General features: G+C 68.0%; 13 protein-coding genes. 4 read left to right on the top strand and 9 right to left on the bottom strand.

Going from position 1 to position 17184, the window contains the following annotated elements:
* Positions 1 to 65: 65 nt before the first annotated feature.
* The 5 genes from KF892_12095 to glpD are packed head-to-tail and all read right to left on the bottom strand — an operon-like array spanning position 66 to position 5445.
* On the bottom strand, positions 66 to 878 hold the full coding sequence (locus KF892_12095) for a carbohydrate ABC transporter permease (protein MBX3625748.1): 813 nt from the start codon (positions 876 to 878) through the stop codon (positions 66 to 68).
* Entirely contained in the window at positions 871 to 1755 is an 885-nt protein-coding gene (locus KF892_12090) for a sugar ABC transporter permease (GenBank protein MBX3625747.1), read from the bottom strand. Before KF892_12090 ends, KF892_12095 begins: the two co-directional genes overlap by 8 nt.
* A complete protein-coding gene (locus KF892_12085; GenBank protein ID MBX3625746.1) occupies positions 1752 to 2780 on the bottom strand; it encodes an ABC transporter ATP-binding protein in 1029 nt (342 codons plus the stop codon). Before KF892_12085 ends, KF892_12090 begins: the two co-directional genes overlap by 4 nt.
* Positions 2780 to 3844, bottom strand: a complete 1065-nt coding sequence (locus tag KF892_12080; protein ID MBX3625745.1) for an ABC transporter ATP-binding protein — start codon at positions 3842 to 3844, stop codon at positions 2780 to 2782. The genes KF892_12085 and KF892_12080 overlap by 1 nt, the downstream gene beginning before the upstream one ends.
* A complete protein-coding gene (gene glpD / locus KF892_12075; protein MBX3625744.1) occupies positions 3835 to 5445 on the bottom strand; it encodes a glycerol-3-phosphate dehydrogenase in 1611 nt (536 codons plus the stop codon). The genes KF892_12080 and glpD overlap by 10 nt, the downstream gene beginning before the upstream one ends.
* A gap of 241 nt (positions 5446 to 5686) precedes the next feature.
* Between glpD and KF892_12070 the strand changes: the two genes are divergently transcribed.
* The 4 genes from KF892_12070 (at position 5687) to KF892_12055 (ending at position 11509) form a co-directional block, all read left to right on the top strand.
* Entirely contained in the window at positions 5687 to 6451 is a 765-nt protein-coding gene (locus KF892_12070; GenBank protein ID MBX3625743.1) for a DeoR/GlpR transcriptional regulator, read from the top strand.
* Positions 6452 to 7214: 763 nt separating this feature from the next.
* Complete coding sequence (gene glpK / locus KF892_12065) at positions 7215 to 8708, top strand: glycerol kinase GlpK (protein ID MBX3625742.1); 1494 nt, start codon at positions 7215 to 7217, stop codon at positions 8706 to 8708.
* A gap of 46 nt (positions 8709 to 8754) precedes the next feature.
* Positions 8755 to 10023 (top strand): putative DNA modification/repair radical SAM protein, encoded by a 1269-nt coding sequence (locus KF892_12060; GenBank protein ID MBX3625741.1) that lies wholly within the window; start codon positions 8755 to 8757, stop codon positions 10021 to 10023.
* Between the two features lie 13 nt (positions 10024 to 10036).
* Positions 10037 to 11509 (top strand): UdgX family uracil-DNA binding protein, encoded by a 1473-nt coding sequence (locus tag KF892_12055; protein MBX3625740.1) that lies wholly within the window; start codon positions 10037 to 10039, stop codon positions 11507 to 11509.
* On the opposite strand, the gene KF892_12050 is transcribed toward KF892_12055, so the two are convergent.
* The 4 genes from KF892_12050 to KF892_12035 all read right to left on the bottom strand — a co-directional run bounded on the left by KF892_12050 (position 11482) and on the right by KF892_12035 (position 17183).
* Positions 11482 to 12699 carry a PepSY domain-containing protein gene (locus KF892_12050; protein MBX3625739.1) on the bottom strand — a complete coding sequence of 406 codons (1218 nt, stop codon included), beginning with the start codon at positions 12697 to 12699 and terminating at the stop codon, positions 11482 to 11484. The two genes, KF892_12055 and KF892_12050, sit on opposite strands and share 28 nt — an antisense overlap.
* Positions 12700 to 12707: 8 nt before the next feature.
* Complete coding sequence (locus KF892_12045) at positions 12708 to 14858, bottom strand: TonB-dependent siderophore receptor (protein ID MBX3625738.1); 2151 nt, start codon at positions 14856 to 14858, stop codon at positions 12708 to 12710.
* A gap of 41 nt (positions 14859 to 14899) precedes the next feature.
* On the bottom strand, positions 14900 to 16165 hold the full coding sequence (locus tag KF892_12040) for a DUF2325 domain-containing protein (GenBank protein ID MBX3625737.1): 1266 nt from the start codon (positions 16163 to 16165) through the stop codon (positions 14900 to 14902).
* 244 nt (positions 16166 to 16409) lie between these two features.
* Entirely contained in the window at positions 16410 to 17183 is a 774-nt protein-coding gene (locus KF892_12035; GenBank protein ID MBX3625736.1) for a hypothetical protein, read from the bottom strand.
* Position 17184: the final 1 nt, after the last annotated feature.

Raw genomic sequence — 17184 nt, 5'->3', positions numbered from 1 at the left:
CGGAGCAGGGCACCCCACCGGCACGACCCCGCGCCGAGTGACGAATGAAGAGGCAACAGCGAACATCACACCCGCCCCATCGCAAAGCCCTTGGCGATGTAGTGCCGCACGAACCAGATCACGATCGCGCCCGGCACGATCGTCAGCACACCGGCCGCGGCCAACACACCCCAGTCCATGCCAGACGCAGACACCGTGCGCGTCATCGTGGCGACGATGGGCTTGGCATCGACGCTGGTGAGCGTGCGCGCCATCAGCAGTTCGACCCAGCTGAACATGAAGCAGAAGAACGCCGCCACACCCACACCGGCCTTGATCAGCGGGATGAAGATCGTGAGGAAGAAGCGCGGGAAGCTGTAGCCGTCGATGTAGGCCGTCTCGTCGATTTCGCGTGGGATGCCGCTCATGAAGCCTTCGAGGATCCACACCGCCAGCGGCACGTTGAAGAGCAGGTGCGCCAGCGCCACGGCGATGTGCGTGTCCATCAGCCCGAGCGTCGTGTAGAGCTGGAAGAACGGGAGCAGGAACACCGCCGGCGGCGTCATGCGGTTGGTGAGCAGCCAGAAGAAGACGTGCTTGTCGCCGAGGAAGCGGTAGCGGCTGAACGCATAGGCCGCGGGCAGCGCCACCAAGAGCGAGATCACCGTGTTGATGGCCACGTAGATGAGCGAGTTGATGTAACCCGAGTACCAGCTCTCGTCGGTGAAGATCGTCTTGTAGTGCTCCCAGGTGAAGTCTTGCGGGATGAGGCTGAAGGTGGAGAGGATCTCCTCGTTCGTCTTGAACGACATGTTGACCATCCAGTACACCGGCAGGATGGCGAAGAGCAGGTACAGCAGCAGGAAGATGCTGCGCTTCTTGAAGCGGCGCTCATCCATGTTGGGCCCCTTCCTTGCTGGCGGTGCCCACGCGCTGCATCCAGTTGTAGAGGATGAAGCAGAGCAGCAGGATGATCAGGAAGTAGATGAGCGAGAACGCGGCGGCCGGGCCGAGGTCGAACTGGCCCACCGCCTTCTGCGTGAGGTACTGGCTCAGGAAGGTCGTCGCATTGCCCGGGCCACCGCCCGTCAGCACGAAGGGCTCGGTGTAGATCATGAAGCTGTCCATGAAGCGCAGCAGCACGGCGATCATCAGCACGCCTCTGAGCTTGGGCAGCTGGATGTAGCGGAAGACGGCGAGCTTGCTGGCACCGTCGATGCGGGCCGCCTGGTAGTAGGCGTCGGGGATGGCGCGCAGGCCGGCGAAACAGAGCAGGGCGACGAGGGGCGTCCAGTGCCACACGTCCATCACGAGCACGGTGAGCCAGGCGTCGGTGGCGCTGCCGGTGTAGCTGTAGTCGATGCCGAGCGCGGCAAGCGAGGCGCCGAGCAGGCCGATGTCGGTGCGGCCGTAGATCTGCCAGATGGTGCCGACCACGTTCCACGGGATCAGCAGCGAGATGGCGACGAGCACCAGCACGGCCGACGACTTCCAGCCCTGCGCCGGCATCGAAAGCGCGAGCGCGATGCCGAGCGGAATCTCCACCAGCAGCACCGAGAACGAGAAGCCCATCTGGCGCAAGAGCGCGCCCTGCAGGTCTTCGTCACGCATCACCGCCTTGAACCACTCGGTGCCGACGAACACGCGCCGCTCGGGCGAGATGATGTCTTGCACCGAGTAGTTCACCACCGTCATCAGCGGCAGGATGGCCGAGAAGGCCACGCACAGGATGACCGGCAGGATCAGGAACCACGCTTTCTGGTTGACGGGCTTCATGCGACGAGTTCCTCGTTCTTGTAATAGCAGGTGTGCGTGCCTTTCACCGCGAACCACGCGGGCTCGCCGATGGGCGGCGCGGTGGTCTCGGGCGAGAGCCGTGCGCGAATCAGGCTGTCGCCGGCCTTGGCGGTGACGAGCCAGTAGGTGCCGACGTCTTGCCGCTGCGTCACCACCGCCTGCAAGGCGCCGGTGGCGTGCGGGTCGGCGAGCGTCACGTATTCGGGGCGCACGCCCAGCGTGTCGGCGCCCTCGGGTGCACCGGGCACGATGGCCGCGGGCAGGAAGTTCATGCCCGGCGAGCCGATGAAGTGGCCGACGAAGGTGTGCTGCGGGCGCTCGAAGAGCTGGTCGGCGCTGCCGATCTGCACCGCCCGGCCGCGCGTCATCACCACCACCTCTTCGGCGAAGGTCAGCGCCTCCACCTGGTCGTGCGTCACGTAGATCAGCGTGAGTTTCAACTCATGGTGGATCTGCTTCAACTTGCGGCGCAGCTGCCACTTGAGGTGCGGGTCGATCACGGTGAGCGGCTCGTCGAAGAGCACCGCGCTCACGTCTTCGCGCACCAGGCCGCGGCCGAGCGAGATCTTCTGCTTGGCGTCGGCCGCGAGGCCGGCCGCGCGGGTGTCGAGCTGGTGGCTCATTTCCAGCATCTCGGCGATCGTGCCGACGCGCTGCTTGATCTTGTCGGGCGAGACGCCGCGGTTCTTCAGCGGGAAGGCCAGGTTCTCGGCCACCGTCATCGTGTCGTAGATGACGGGGAACTGGAACACCTGGGCGATGTTGCGCTGCTGCGGCGTCTGCCTCGTCACGTCGGTGCCGTTGAACTTCACCGTGCCCTGCGAGGGCGTGACGAGGCCCGAGATGATGTTGAGCAGCGTGGTCTTGCCGCAGCCCGAGGGGCCGAGCAACGCATAGGCGCCGCCATCGCGGAAGCTCATCTTCAAGGGCAGCAGCGCGTAGTCCTCATCCTTCTGGGGATTCGGGCGGTACGAGTGCGCGAGGTCGAGATCGATCTTGGCCATCAGGTCATCCCCCGGGACGGTGCGACGAGCAGGGCGCCGGTGGCATCGAACACATAGACCTGCGCCGGGTGCAGGTACAGCGTGATGTTCGAGCCGAGTTCGAAGAAGTGCACGCCGGTCAGCTGTGCGACCAGTTCGCCGACGACCGTCTCCACGTGCACGAAGGTGTCGGAGCCGGAGATCTCGGCCAGCTCCACCTTGCCGGGCAGGGCCACGTCGCCGGGGCGTTGCTGCACGCGCAGGGCGCTGGCGCGCACGCCGATGGTGACGGGGCCTGCGCCACCCACCCGTTCGGGCTGAGCTTGTCGAAGCCCTTCGACAAGCTCAGGGCGAACGGAGGTGGAGGCGATCAGGTTCATCGGCGGGTCGCTGAAGGCCCGCGCCACGCGGATGGACTTCGGCTTGTGGAACACCTCGGCCGTCGGCCCGTACTGCAGCAGTTCGCCCGCGTCCATCACCGCCGTGTAGCCGCCGAGCAGCAGCGCTTCGGTGGGCTCGGTGGTGGCGTAGACGACCGTCGAGTCACCGGCGGCAAAGAGCTGCGTGAGCTCGTCGCGCAGCTCTTCGCGCAGCTTGTAGTCGAGGTTCACCAGCGGCTCGTCGAGCAGCATCAGCGGCGCGTTCTTCGCAAGCGCGCGGGCCAGGGCCACACGCTGCTGCTGGCCGCCGGAAAGCTCGGCCGGCAGGCGCTTGAGGAAGGGCTCGATGTGCAGCTTGGCGGCCAGCGCCTGCACGCGCTCGGCGATGCTTTTCTCGCCGCGCAGTTTGAGCGGCGAGGCGATGTTGTCGAACACCGTCATCGACGGGTAGTTGATGAACTGCTGGTAGACCATCGCAACGTTGCGCTCGCGCACCGGCATGCCGGTCACGTCGTGCCCGTCGACCCGCACCAGGCCGTGGCTGGGCGCATCGAGCCCGGCCATCAGACGCATCAGCGTGGTCTTGCCCGCTTGCGTGGCGCCGAGCAGCACGGTGACTGCGCGCGGTGCGAGCGTCAGGTCCAGCGGGTAGAGGTGGGTCTCGGGGCCCACGATCTTGTCGACCCGCTCCAGGGTCAACTCCATTGCGTCGTCCTCACGTTGTCTCCGGTGTTCATCGTTTCAGTCGGCCAGCGCGCCGCCCACCAGCGGGCGACGCTCTGGCGTTGCGCGTCGGTCATGTGCAGGCCGAGCTTGGTGCGGCGCCACAGCACGTCGTCGGCACTGCGCGCCCATTCGTGCTCGTGCAGGTAGACGAGCTCGGCCTCGTGCAGGCCGGGGGCGATCTCTTCGCCGAGACCGGCGGCGCCGGCCACCATCTCGATGCGCGAGCCGTAGCAGCGCGCGAGGCGGCGGCGGGTGGCAGCGGGCCATTGCGGGTGGCGCTCGGCGAGGGCGGCATCGAAGCGCTCGAAGTCGGTGTCGGGGCGCTGCGGCGGGCCGATCCAGGCGCTCAAGTCACCGCCGGGCAGGTAGGCCTTGGCCGTCCACGCGGGCTGGCGGTTGTGCAGGCGTTTGCACAGGCCGTCGGCGGCTTCTTCGGCCAGCTTGCGGAAGGTGGTGATCTTGCCGCCCCACACGGTGAGCAGTGGCGCGCCGTGGCTGTCGTAGTCGAGCATGTAGTCGCGCGTCACGGCCGAGGCATCGCTGCGCTCGTCGCCGAGCAGCGGGCGCACGCCGGCATACGTCCACACCACGTCGGCCGGCACGATGGGCTTCTCGAAATAGCGGCTGGCCTGCTCGCACAGGTAGGCGATCTCGCTGTCGTCGATCTGCGCCTTGCCGATGGGGCTGTCGCTTTCGACGTCGGTGGTGCCGATCAGCGTGAACTCGCCCTCGTAGGGGATGGCGAAGATGATGCGGCGATCGGGGTTCTGGAAGATGTAGGCGTGGTCGTGCTCGAAGAGCTTCTTCACCACGATGTGGCTGCCCTTCACGAGGCGCAGCGATTTCGTGTCTTTCAGGTGCGCGTGCTCGTGGAGGAACTGCGCGGCCCACGGGCCGGCGGCGTTGACGAGCGCCTTGGCCTTCCACTGCTGGGTGGCGCCCGAGGCGTCGGCCAGGGTGAGCTGCCAGCCCTTGGCTTCGCGGCGTGCGTCGGTGCAGCGCCAGCCGGTGAGCACCGTCGCGCCGTGGGCGGCGGCGTCGATGGCGTTGAGCACCACCAGCCGTGCATCGTCGACCCAGCCGTCGGAATAGACGTAGCCCTTCCTGAACTGCGCCTTCAGCGGCGCGCCGACCTTGTGCCGGCGCATGTCGACCGTCTCCGAGCCGGGCAGCACCTCGCGGCGCGCGAGGTGGTCGTAGAGGAAGAGCCCGGCGCGGATCATCAGCGAGGGCCGCATCGACGGGTCGTGCGGCATCACGAAGCGCAGCGGCCACATGATGTGCGGGGCGCTCTTCAGCAGCACCTCGCGCTCGGCGAGCGCCTTGCGCACCAGCGAGAACTCGTAGTACTCGAGGTAGCGCAGCCCGCCGTGGATGAGCTTGGTCGACGACGACGAGGTGTGCGCCGCGAGGTCGTCTTTCTCGCACAGCACCACCGACAGCCCGCGCCCCGCGAGGTCGCGTGCGATGCCGGCCCCGTTGATGCCGCCGCCCACGATGAGCACATCGCAGTCGCGCGGGGCGGAGGGCGGGGCAGCGGGCGCGGCCAGTGCGGTCGCGCCCGGGTCAGGATGGTTCAAGCGGCTGTCTCCGTTCGATCAGAAAAGGTGACCGTTTGCGTCGTGAAGTGCATTCAAAGCCGCGCGGCCTTCAGGGAGACGCGGACTATCGCACAGGCGTTTTCGGTTTGTGTTCGTTTGTTTTCCTCTTTTTTCTTTTTAGCGGACAAACGAACGCAACGCAAGACCGGACATCCACCCACTCGAAACCCCGCGGGTGCCGCTACGCTCGCGCCCCAGACTTGGCCTCATTCCGCTTCGCATGACCCCCAACCCCCGACAAGCGCTCCTGATCCAGGAGGTGCGCAACCGCGGTGCTGTCTCCGTGGAAGCCTTGGCCGAACAGTTCGGCGTGACCCTGCAGACCGTGCGGCGCGACGTGAAGCAACTGGCGGCGGCCGGGCTGCTGGCGCGCTTCCACGGCGGTGTGCGATTGCCGACCTCGACGACGGAAAACATCGCCTATCGGCAACGGCAGCAGCTCAACGAGCAGTCGAAGCAGCGCATTGCGCGGGCGGTGGCCGCCGCCGTGCCGGAGGGGTGCTCGTTGATCATCAACATCGGGACGACGACGGAGGCGATTGCGCGCGAGCTCTTGCATCACAAGGGCTTGCGGGTCATCACCAACAACCTCAATGTGGCGGCGATCCTGTCGGACAACCCGGCGTGCGAGGTGATCGTGGCGGGTGGGGTGGTGCGGTCGCGGGATCGCGGGATCGTGGGGGAGGTGACCGTCGACTTCATCTCGCAGTTCAAGGTGGACATCGGGTTGATCGGGATCTCGGGCATCGAGGATGACGGGACCTTGCGCGATTTCGACTATCGCGAGGTGAAGGTGGCGCGGGCGATCATCGAGCACTCTCGGCAGGTGTGGCTGGCGGCGGACCATTCGAAGTTCAATCGGCCGGCGATGGTGAAGCTTGCTGGGCTCGACGAGGTCGATATGTTGTTCACGGATGAGGCGCCGCCGGAGCCGTTTCCTTCGCTCTTGGCTGAGGCTGGTGTGCAGTGCGAAGTGGCTTCTTGAGTTTTTCACTGCGTGGCGGGTTGCCGGGATTTCGCCCCGGCGGGCGACCTTCTTTTGGTATCTGCATAACTTTGCTTCGCAAAGTGAGCAGATCCCCGCTTCGCGAGCTTTGCTTGCCCAAAGAAAAGAAGGCAAAAGAAAGGGCCCCCCGTTCGCCGGTCGGCCTAGGGCCGACTGCTCTGCGCTGCTCGGACTTTGGGGCTCGCGCCGAACTCACTTCGCGAGCTGCGCTCGCTACGTTCAAACAGGCGGCGCGAAGTCAGTTCACGAAGCGCGCTGACGCGCGCAGCCCCAAAGCCCTGCGCTGCTCGACGGCTCTCAAGGGTCCCGGGATACCCTCGCCCGCTTCGCCTCGTGCTGGATCATCCTTTCCGTTCGCCCTGAGCTTGTCGAAGGGCCCGTGCCACGCGCTGGCTTCGACAAGCTCAGCCCGAACGGTATGGGAGGGGAGTAAGGCGATGCGAAGCGAGCCGTATCGCACCGCGTCCCGTGGGTGGCGTCGAGGAGCGCAGGGCTTGAGGGGCGCGCGCGCCAGCGCGCATCAACAACTGACTTCGCGCCGCCTGTTTGAACGTAGCGGCCAAAGGCCGCGAAGTGAGTTCGGCGCGGCCCCTCAAACCCGAGCACCGCAGAGCAGTCCGGCCTTCGGCCGGACCGCCACCGTCGGGTCGCCTTTTCTTGGTTACTTCTTTTGGCGAAGCAAAAGAAGTAACTCGCCCGCCGGGGCGAGACCCGGCATGCCGCCACGCAGTGAGGAAACCAAATGACCTACCTCCTAGCCCTAGACCAAGGCACCTCCAGCTCCCGCAGCATCGTCTTCGACCAAGACGGCCACATCGTCGCGATGGCCCAGCGCGAGTTCCGCCAGATCTACCCCCAGCCAGGCTGGGTCGAACACGACCCCAAGGAAATCTGGGAAACCCAGCTGGCCACCGCCAGAGAAGTCCTCCAAAAAGCCAAGCTGCAAGCCAAAGACATCGCCAGCATCGGCATCACCAACCAACGCGAAACCACGGTCGTCTGGAACAAGACAACCGGCGAACCCGTCTACAACGCCATCGTCTGGCAAGACCGCCGCGCCGAGCCAACCTGCGCCGAGCTGCGCCAGCAAGGCAAGGAAAAGACCTTCCAGCAGAAGACCGGCCTCATCCTCGACGCCTACTTCTCCGGCACCAAGCTCAAATGGATCCTCGACCACGTGCCCGGCGCGCGTGAGGCCGCGCAAAAGGGCGAGCTCGCCTTCGGCACCATCGACACCTGGCTCATGTGGCAGCTCACCGGCGGCCAGGTCCACGTCACCGACGTGAGCAACGCCGCGCGCACGCTGCTGCTCAACGTCAACACCAACACCTGGGACGACGAGCTGCTCGGCATCCTCGGCGTGCCGCGCGAGATGCTGCCGTCGGTGCACCCGTCGTCGCACGTGTTCGGCCACACCAAAGCCGACATCCTCGGCACCGCGCTGCCCATCGGCGGCGTGGCCGGCGACCAGCAGAGCGCGCTCTTCGGCCAGGCCTGCTTCAAGCCCGGCCTCGCGAAGAACACCTACGGCACCGGCTGCTTCATGCTGATGCACACCGGCAGCAACTTCCAGCTCTCGGCCAACGGGCTCGTGACCACGAGCGCGGCCCAACCCACCGCCACGCCCGAGTTCGCGCTCGAAGGCAGCGTCTTCATCGGCGGCGCGGTGGTGCAGTGGCTGCGCGACGGGCTGCATGCCATCAAGGCCAGCGGCGAGGTGCAGCAGCTCGCCGAGAGCGTGCCCGACAGCGGTGGCGTGATCTTCGTGCCGGCCTTCACCGGCCTGGGCGCGCCGTACTGGAACGCCGATGCCCGCGGTGCGATCGTCGGCCTCACACGCGGCACGACGGTGGCGCACATCGCGCGCGCCGCGCTGGAGAGCATCGCCTTCCAGAGCGCCGCACTGCTGCAGGCGATGAGCCGCGACGCCGTCGCCGCCGGGGGCTCGCCGGTGGCCGAGCTGCGGGTGGATGGCGGGGCGTGCGTCAACAACCTGCTGATGCAGATCCAGGCCGACCTGCTGGGCATTCCGGTGGTGCGGCCCAAGGTGATCGAGACCACCGCGCTCGGCGCGGCCTACCTCGCCGGGCTCTCGTGCGGGGTCTACAAGAACCTCGACGAACTCTCGGCGCAGTGGCAGGTCGACCGCACCTTCCGCCCCACGTTGCCGCGCGAACGGGCGCAGGAGCGCATGGCGCAGTGGGAGCATGCCGTGAGAAAAGCCATAGCGCCCTGAGCGGCATTCAGCCGGCGCCAAGGGTGGATCACTGTATATTTGTACAGTGAACATCCAAGGGAAGCTCGCCATCCTTGCCGACGCCGCCAAGTACGACGCCTCGTGTGCCTCCAGTGGCACCGAGCGGCGAGATTCGCTGGGTGGGCGTGGCCTCGGCTCCACCGAGGGCATGGGCATCTGCCACAGCTACGCGCCCGACGGGCGCTGCATCTCGCTGCTGAAGATCCTGCTCACCAACTTCTGCCAGTACGACTGCCTCTATTGCGTCAACCGCGTCACGAGCAACGTGCCGCGCGCACGTTTCAGCGTCGACGAAGTGGTGCAGCTCACGCTCGACTTCTACCGCCGCAACTGCATCGAGGGCCTCTTCCTCAGCTCCGGGATCATCCAGAGCCCCGACTACACGATGGAGCAGGTGGTCGAGGTGGCGCGCGTGCTGCGCGAAGAGCATGACTTTCGCGGCTACATCCACCTGAAGACGATCCCCGATGCGGCGCCCGAGCTGCTCGCCCGCGCCGGGCGTTATGCCGACCGGCTGAGCATCAACATCGAGCTGCCCACCGAGACGGGCCTTGCCACGCTCGCGCCCGAAAAAGACGCCCCGGCGATCAAACGCTCGATGGCCCGGCTGCGGGTGCACATCGACGACGCGAAAGAGGCCGCCAAAGGCGACGAAGCCGTGGTGTCGATGCCGAAGAGCCGGCCGAAACGCGCGAAGGCCGAGCGTTTTGCGCCGGCCGGCCAGAGCACGCAGATGATCGTGGGCGCCGATGCGGCCGACGACCGCGCCATCCTCGCCACCAGCGCGCAGCTCTATGGGTCGTATCGCCTGCGGCGCGTGTACTACTCGGCGTTCAGCCCGATCCCCGATGCCGCCTCGTCGCTGCCGCTGAAGCCGCCGCCGCTGGTGCGCGAGCACCGGCTCTACCAGGCCGACTGGCTGATGCGCTTCTATGGCTTCGGGCACGAGGAGATCGTCGCGTCCGACGACGGCCTCTTGCGGCTCGATGTGGACCCGAAGCTCGCCTGGGCGCTGGCGCATCGCGAGCGTTTTCCGGTCGACCTCAACCGTGCTCCGCGCGAGCTGCTGCTGCGCGTGCCGGGGCTCGGTGCCAAGGCGGTCGAACGGGTGCTGGCTGCGCGCCGCGTGCGCCGGCTGCGCAGCGACGACCTGAAGCGCCTGAGCGTGCCGCTGGGCAAGGCCTTGCCCTTCCTGCTCTTGCCTGACCACAAGCCGCGCGTGATCGACGATGCGCAGGTGGCGGCGGCCTTGAAGCCGGCGCCCGTGCAGGTGCAGGCCGCGTTGTTTGCGTGACCACGAGGCCGCCATGTCGACAGTCCGCATCGCCCTCGAAGGCGAGATCGATTGGGATGGCTTTCGCGCTGCGGCGCGACGACTGATCGCGCAGGGCGTGCCGCCGGAAGAGGCCAGCTGGTCGACCGGCACCGAGGCCGATCTCTTCGACACTCCTTCGGTTGACGCATGGGCCGGCTCTGCAGAAGCCACCACCACCGTGCCTGCCGCCTTCGTCGACCTGTGCGAGCGCGTGCGCCTGCACCGCGACCCTTCGCGCTTCGCCTTGATGTACCGGCTCTTGTGGCGCCTGCAGCACGAGCCCGCGCTGCGCCACGACCCGCTCGACGCCGACCGGCTGCGCGCGCAGGCGATGGCCAAGGCCGTCGGGCGCGACCTCCACAAGATGCGCGCCTTCGTGCGCTTCCGCCCCGTGCACGACGGCTTGCCCGAGCCGCTGCACGTGGCGTGGTTCGAGCCCGAGCACCACATCGTCGAAGCCAACGCGCCCTTCTTCATGCGCCGCTTCACCCACATGCGCTGGGCCATCCTCACGCCCAGGCGCAGCGTGCGGTGGGATGGCAGCTCGCTCACCTTCGGCCCCGGCGCGGCGCGCAGCGATGCGCCTTCGTCCGATGCGGGCGAGGCGCTGTGGCTCACCTATTACCGCCACATCTTCAACCCCGCGCGCCTGAAGCTCGACCAGATGCGCAAGGAGATGCCGCGCCGCTACTGGCGCAACCTGCCCGAGGCCGAGCTGATCTCGGAGCTCACGGCACATGCCTTGCCGCGCACCGGTCGCATGGTCGATGCGCCGGCCACCGTGCCGAAGCGGCGCATCGCCTTGCTGGCGATGGAGGAACCCGTGAGCCGCAGCGCTGCATCGAAACCCTTGCCGAACGACCCGCAGAAAGCGCTCGCCGCGCTGCGCATGGCGACCGACCGTTGCCGCGAGTGCCCGATCGGCGAGCACGCCACGCAGTCGGTGTTCGGCGAAGGGCCGGTGACGGCGCGGCTGATGGTGGTGGGCGAGCAGCCGGGCGACAAGGAAGACCTGCAAGGCCGGCCCTTCGTCGGCCCGGCGGGGCACCTCTTCGACAAGGCCCTCGAAGACCTCGGCTGGGACCGCACCCAGCTCTACGTCACCAACGCGGTGAAGCACTTCAAGTACGAGCTGCGCGGCCAGCGGCGCATCCACAAGACGCCCACGCAGCGCGAGGCCGAGGCCTGCCTGCACTGGCTGGAAAGCGAGATCGAGCAGGTGAAACCGCAGGCGCTGATCGCGCTCGGCGCCACCGCCACCCGCTCGCTGATCGGCCACGCGGTGCCGGTGCTGAAAGCACGCGGCACCTGGCTCACCGGCCAGCACTCGCTTCCGGTGCTGGTGACGGTGCACCCCTCGGCGCTGCTGCGCGGCGACCCGGCGCAGCGCGACGAGGCCTACCGCGAGTGGCTGGCTGACCTGTCGCAGGCCGCGCGCTACATGGCCGGCGCCGGGCGTGGCTGAAGCGCCGGTGCGCTCGCGCGAGCGCGTGCCTTGCGCTTGCGCGCCCAGATCAGCACGCCCGTCACGCTGAGCGTGGCGATCACGACCCCCATGAACGACATCAATGCACGCCCCGTCACCCCGAGGATGCGGCCCGAGTGCAGCGGGAAGAGGCTCTGCATGAAGATGTCGCCGGCCGTGCCGGTGCCGGGCACGTTGTCGCCGGCGTAGGCGCCGCTGCGCGCGTCGTAGTAGAGCCAGGGGTTGCCGAGGCCACCGTCGCCGTGGCTGTTGTCACCTTCGTAGAAGCCGACGCCGACGATGCCGAAATCGGCCGAGACGAACACCCCACCGGCCGGCGCCTGCCAGCCCCGCCGTTGCGCTTCGGCGCGCGCCTGCTCGATCACCTGCGGGATCGCCACCACCGGCACGATGGGCTGATCGGGCGGCGCCGGCGTGCGACTGGCAAACGGCGAAGGCGTGAGCGTGGAGAACCACGACACCACCGGCCGCATCACCTGGTTGCCGAGGTTCATGCCCACCGAGGTGATGGCCAGCATCAGCACCAGCCCATAGACCCACATGCCGCCCGAGCGGTGCAGGTCGAACGTGAGCTTGTGGCCGCCGCCCCGGAGGCGAAACGCGAACGAGCGCCGCCAGGCGCGCCAGTTGGGGAACGAGATCCACAGCGCCACCAGTGTGTCGATCACCCACACGATGGCGACGATGCCCATGAAGAGGATGCCCAGCTCGACGCCGAAGCCGTCGGGAATGTGCAGGCTGTAGTGCAGCTTGTAGAGAAACGGGAGCAGGTTCTCGCGGGTGAGCGACACCTTGCCCCACTCGCGCCGGCCCTGCACCTCGCCCGTCACCGGGTCGAGCGCGACCTGGTTGTAGCCGGGCTCGAAGAGCTTGCCGGTGGCGGGGTTCACGCGCGGCTGCACAGACGCCACGAACGCGTGGCCGGGCTCGATGGAAAGCGGCATGAAGCTCACCCGCACGCGCGGGTCGGCCGCTTCCACGCGGCGTGCGAGTTCGAGCGGTGCCAAGGGCGTGCCGCTCGTGCTGCGCGCCTCGTAGAGCTGCGGGTTGAGCCAGGCGTCGAGTTCGTGGTCCCACGAGATCACGGCGCCGGTGGCCCCGGCGATGAAAAGGAAGGCCGCGGTGGCGAGGCCGAACCAGCGGTGGAGGGTGACGAGCAGTGGCCGCATGGTCACGCTCACCAGCGGTAGCTCACGGTGCCCACCACGTTGCGGCGTGCACCGGCCCAGCAGTCGCCGCGCGAGCCGCAGCTGGCCCAGTAGACCTTGTCGGTGAGGTTGCTGACGTTGAGCGCGGCCCGCCAGTGGGTGTGTTCCCACGCGATCATGGCGTCGACGAGGGCGAGCGACGGCACGGTGGGGGCGCCGCCATCGCGGTAGTCCGACAGGTAGCGAACACCAGCGCCCAGCGAGAGGCCCTGCATGCCCAGCGAGGCCAGCTTCCACTTGCCCCACACCGAGGACTGGTGGCGTGGCATCTGCTCGAGCTTCACGTCGAGGTCGGTGTAGGTGTAGCTGCCGATCAGGTCGACGCTGCGCGACAGGGCGGCGGTCAGGTCGAGTTCGAAGCCGCTCGCTTGCGTCTCGCCGAGCTGGTTGAACGTGCCAGGCGTGGGCTCTTCGATCTGGTTGACTTCGCGCACATCGAAAGCGACGACGTTGAGCTTCAGGTGATTGGTGGGCTCGACCTTCACGCCCACTTCCCACTGCTTGCCCGTGAGGGGCTTGAAGCTCACCGATCCCCGGTTGGCCTGCGGTGTGAACGATTCGCTGTAGCTCACGTAGGGCGACACACCCATCGGCGCCGAGTACAGCAGGCCCACGCGCTTGGTCGTGGCCTGGTGGCGCTCGGTGGCCGCCCCCTCGGTCTGGTTGCGCGCGCGGTCATGGCGCAGGCCGAGGGTGACGAGCCAGTCGCGGGCGAAGCGCAGCTGGTCTTGCAGGTAGAGGCCGACCTGCGCCTGGGTCGACTTCGCCTCGGGGCCGAAGGCCGGAGGCGTGTAGGCCGGGTACACCGGGTTGTAGACGTCGATCAGCGGCACCGTCGACGAGTCTTCGAAAGCGCTCGCACTGCGTTTGCGGTAGCGGGCGAGGTCGAGGCCGGCGAGCAGCTCGTGCTGCACGGAGCCGGTGTCGAACTTGGCGAGCAGGTTCTGGTCGACGGTGAAGAGCTTGGTGCGGTTGAGGTTGCCGTAGGCGTAGCGGCCGAGCAGGCGCTGGTTGATCGGGTCGGCATTCCAGCCGCCTGGGGTGCTGAACGAGTCGCCGTAGAGCGAGCGGTAGTCGACGTCGGTCTTCGTGTAGCGCAGGTTCTGGCGCAGCGCGAGCGTCTCGCTGAACTTGTGCTCGAAGAGGTAGCCGAGGAAGTCGCGGTCGGTGTTGTAGCGGTCCCAGCCGGGGTCGCCGATGAAGCGATTCGTCGGAATCGGCCCGTTGGGGTTCGGCGCGAGGGTGCCGGCCCAGGGGAAGAACTGCGAGGTGGAGCCGGTGCGGTCGCGTTGCGAGAGCGCCTGCAGGGTGAGGGCGGTGGCGGCGCTCGGCTTCCAGGTGATGCTGGGCGCGAAGAGGCGGCGGTCGTCGCGCACGTGGTCGACCTGCGTGTCAGCCTCGCGGCCGACGGCGATCACGCGGTAGAGCCACTCGCCGCTTGCGGTGAGCGGGCCCGTGACGTCGGCCTGCACCTGCTTGCGGTTCCAGCTGCCGAGTTGCACGCCGATCTCGCCTTGCGCTTCGGCCTGCGGGCGTTTGCTGACCATGTTGACCACGCCGCCCACCGTGCCTTGCCCGTAGAGCATGGCCGCGGGGCCGCGCAGCAGCTCGATGCGCTCGAGCGTGAAAGGCTCGGTGCGCGCGTTGCTGGTGTACCAGTCGAAGTTCTTGCGCAGGCCGTCGAGGTATTCGTCGGGGTAGCCGCCGCGCACGCGGATGGAGTCGGTGCGCGAGTCGAGGCCGTAGGCATCGGGGCGCACGCCGGCGGCGTAGTTGAGGGCGTCTTGCACGTTGGTGGCGCCCTGGTCGACGATGAGGTCACGCGTGAGGACGGTGACGGACAGCGGCGTGTCCTTCAGCGGCGTGTCGGTCTTGGTGGCGGTGGTGGCGCGGCGCGCCTTGTAGCCGCTCACCGGGCCGGTCGGGTTTTCCTGCTCGGCGGTGGCTTTCACGCGCACGGTGGGCAGGGTGATGACCTCCGGTGCGCTGGTAGCGGGGGCCGGCGCGGGCGCTTGTTCGGCTGGTTGCGCGTGCGCGGCCAGTGACGAAAGGGCCGCCATCGCACCCAGGGCGATGGCGGCCAGCCGGTGGGAATCCCCCGGGTGGTTCTTGGTGTTCATGGAGAGGCTTTTCTTCAGTGGACAAAAAATGGGTCAGGCCATCAGGCGGGTGGCGACTCGACCACCGGCACCAGCGAGCGCAGCGCACGCTTGAGGCCGGCCGTGCTCGGCGTCTCGACGAAGACGCAGCGTTTGCCGGTGCGCTTGCAGTGGTCCTTCACGCGCCAGTACGCGTCGTGGCTGATGCAGCCGGTCTGGCAGATCACGAGGTCGGCGGCGGCGAGCGTGGCGTCGAGCTGGGCGGGGTTGTCTTCTTCGCCGCCGTCGTGGTGCAGGAAGCGGCCGCCGGTGCGCTCGACCAGGTGGCGATAGACGGGCACGCTCGCGGGGCGGCCGCCGACGCACAGCACGGCGCGGTCGGCGAGCGCGGTCGGGTCGGGCCACGCGGCGGGTGTGGCCGGCGTTTCGGCCTGCGGCAGGCGTTGCAGCGCGAGCGTGAGTTCATCGGCGCGGGCACGGGCGCGCTCGAGCTCGTGCTGGGCCTGCATCAGCGAGCGCTCGGTGTCGTGCAGGCGGCGCAGCAGGCGCTCGTTGTCCTGCACCAGCGCCTGCCGAGTCTTGAGGCCGGGCACGGCGTCTTCGAGCGTCTGCAGGTCGTGGCGCAGCGAGGCGATCAGCGTGTCGCGGCCGATGAGCTGCGCGCGCAGCTGCACGATCTGCGACTGCTGCGCGTCATGGCGCTGGCGGTGCTCGTCGGCCTGGCGCGTGTTGCGTTGCTGCGCGGCGGCGAGTTCCCGGCCGAGCACGCCGTTCTCGTGCATCACTTCTTCGAAATGCTTCAGGTCGACCCGGCGCGCCACGCCGACCTGGTGCTGGAGCATGTGCACGTCGCCGAGCACGCGGTGTTCGAGTTCGGGCGTGCAGCGCGGGTGGGTGAGCGTGGCCCAGAAGGCGCCGGCCAGGTCTTGCCCGGCCGAGGCGGCCTGCCACCAGGCGGCGAGGCCTTCGGTGGTCTTGGCAAGCGCGGCCTGGCGCAGCGCGAGCAGGCAGCGGCGGTCGAGCTCGCGTTGCACCGCTTCGGCCATCGGCGTGCGGCGGCGGCATTCGGCGATCACGCCGCAATGCAGCTCGTAGTCGTCGGCGAGGGCAACGCCTGAGAGCACCTTGCCGACGATGCGGCGCAGCGCCGGCAGCGGCAGGCACACGCCGATGACGGGGCAGTGCGCGTGGGCGTCGAGCTCCCACAGGCGGCGACGGCGCGAGCCGGTCTTGGCGGCGCCCGCGGGCAAGGACAGCACGGTGGCGCCGGTGGCGGCAGCGGCCTGCAGCACCAGGGCGTCGAGGCCCGGGTCGGGGGTCTGGCACATCGGGGGCTCCGGTCAGTCGGTGTCGTGAAGAGCACGGCTGGCGCGGGGCTGGCGGATGCGAGGCTCGAACTTTAAATGCGAATGGTTCTTATTTGCAAGTGAGCAAAAGAAAACCCGCCGGCCTCAGGGGGCGGGCAGGTCATGGGACGCGGGAGCGGGCCGAGCGCCGGGCCGCTTCCAAGCCGGCCCGCTTATTCCCTCGGGGGATCGCCCGGCGTACTCGCCGGACGAGCGGCCGACATGACTAGTCTTCGAGTTCTGCCTTGGCCATCTCGACGTCGAGACGTTCCATCGCATCGAGCGGCTCGCATTCGGCGGCCTCGGCGTAGAGCTTCTCGGCTTCCTTCATCTTCTTGTCGCCGTCGAGCATCACGAGGCCGTTGGCGTATTCCACGCGGGCGATGGCCGAGGCCGGGTTGAGCTTGAGCGCGGTCTTGAAGGCGCTGAGGCCGGCGTCCTTGCTCGCGCCCTGGGTGCGCGCGAGCAGCGAGCCCACCTTGTCGATCACCTCGGCGTGGAAGGTGCCAAGCGCGATGTGGGCGTCGGCATGCTTGGGTTGCAGCTTGATCGCGGTTTCGAGCGCGTTCTTGACCTTGGCGCCCAGGCCTTGCGTGAGCGCCTTGGCGACGCTGATGCCCTGGCTGTAGCGGCCGATGGCGTAGGCGGCGAGGTAGAAGGCGTTGGCGTTCTTCGGGTCTTCGGCCATCTGCGCTTCGGCGCGCTCGGCCGCTTCGAGGAAGAGCGCGAGCTTGTTCTTTTCGCTCTTCTCCAGGTAGTTGGCGTAGATGCACTGCGCCTTGTTGGCGACGGTGATGCCGGCGCCGCCCGCCTTGAGCCCGGCCTCGACGGCCTTCTGGAACTCGCCCGCGTGGTAGAGCGCCCAGGCGGCGAGCACCTTGTCGTCCTTCGGCAGCGGCTCGGCGTCGCCCGCGTGCAGGCGGGCCCACTTCTTCTTCAGCGTGGCGGCGTCGTAGGTGTACTCGGCAGCGTCGTAGGGGAAGGCGGTCCACTTGGCCATG

This window comes from Rhizobacter sp., from assembly GCA_019635355.1.
Classification (GTDB): Bacteria; Pseudomonadota; Gammaproteobacteria; order Burkholderiales; family Burkholderiaceae_C; genus Rhizobacter.
The sequence above is the reverse complement of the archived record's forward strand: the minus strand, read 5'-3'. Positions and strand labels throughout refer to the sequence as shown.

Coding starts and splice junctions, on each gene's coding strand:
- KF892_12095 (MBX3625748.1), bottom strand. CDS start 878: ATGGATGAGCGCCGCTTCAAGAAGCGCAGCATCTTCCTGCTGCTGTAC.
- KF892_12090 (MBX3625747.1), bottom strand. CDS start 1,755: ATGAAGCCCGTCAACCAGAAAGCGTGGTTCCTGATCCTGCCGGTCATC.
- KF892_12085 (MBX3625746.1), bottom strand. CDS start 2,780: ATGGCCAAGATCGATCTCGACCTCGCGCACTCGTACCGCCCGAATCCC.
- KF892_12080 (MBX3625745.1), bottom strand. CDS start 3,844: ATGGAGTTGACCCTGGAGCGGGTCGACAAGATCGTGGGCCCCGAGACC.
- KF892_12070 (MBX3625743.1), top strand. CDS start 5,687: ATGACCCCCAACCCCCGACAAGCGCTCCTGATCCAGGAGGTGCGCAAC.
- glpK (MBX3625742.1), top strand. CDS start 7,215: ATGACCTACCTCCTAGCCCTAGACCAAGGCACCTCCAGCTCCCGCAGC.
- KF892_12055 (MBX3625740.1), top strand. CDS start 10,037: ATGTCGACAGTCCGCATCGCCCTCGAAGGCGAGATCGATTGGGATGGC.
- KF892_12050 (MBX3625739.1), bottom strand. CDS start 12,699: ATGCGGCCACTGCTCGTCACCCTCCACCGCTGGTTCGGCCTCGCCACC.
- KF892_12045 (MBX3625738.1), bottom strand. CDS start 14,858: ATGAACACCAAGAACCACCCGGGGGATTCCCACCGGCTGGCCGCCATC.
- KF892_12040 (MBX3625737.1), bottom strand. CDS start 16,165: ATGTGCCAGACCCCCGACCCGGGCCTCGACGCCCTGGTGCTGCAGGCC.
- KF892_12035 (MBX3625736.1), bottom strand. CDS start 17,183: ATGGCCAAGTGGACCGCCTTCCCCTACGACGCTGCCGAGTACACCTAC.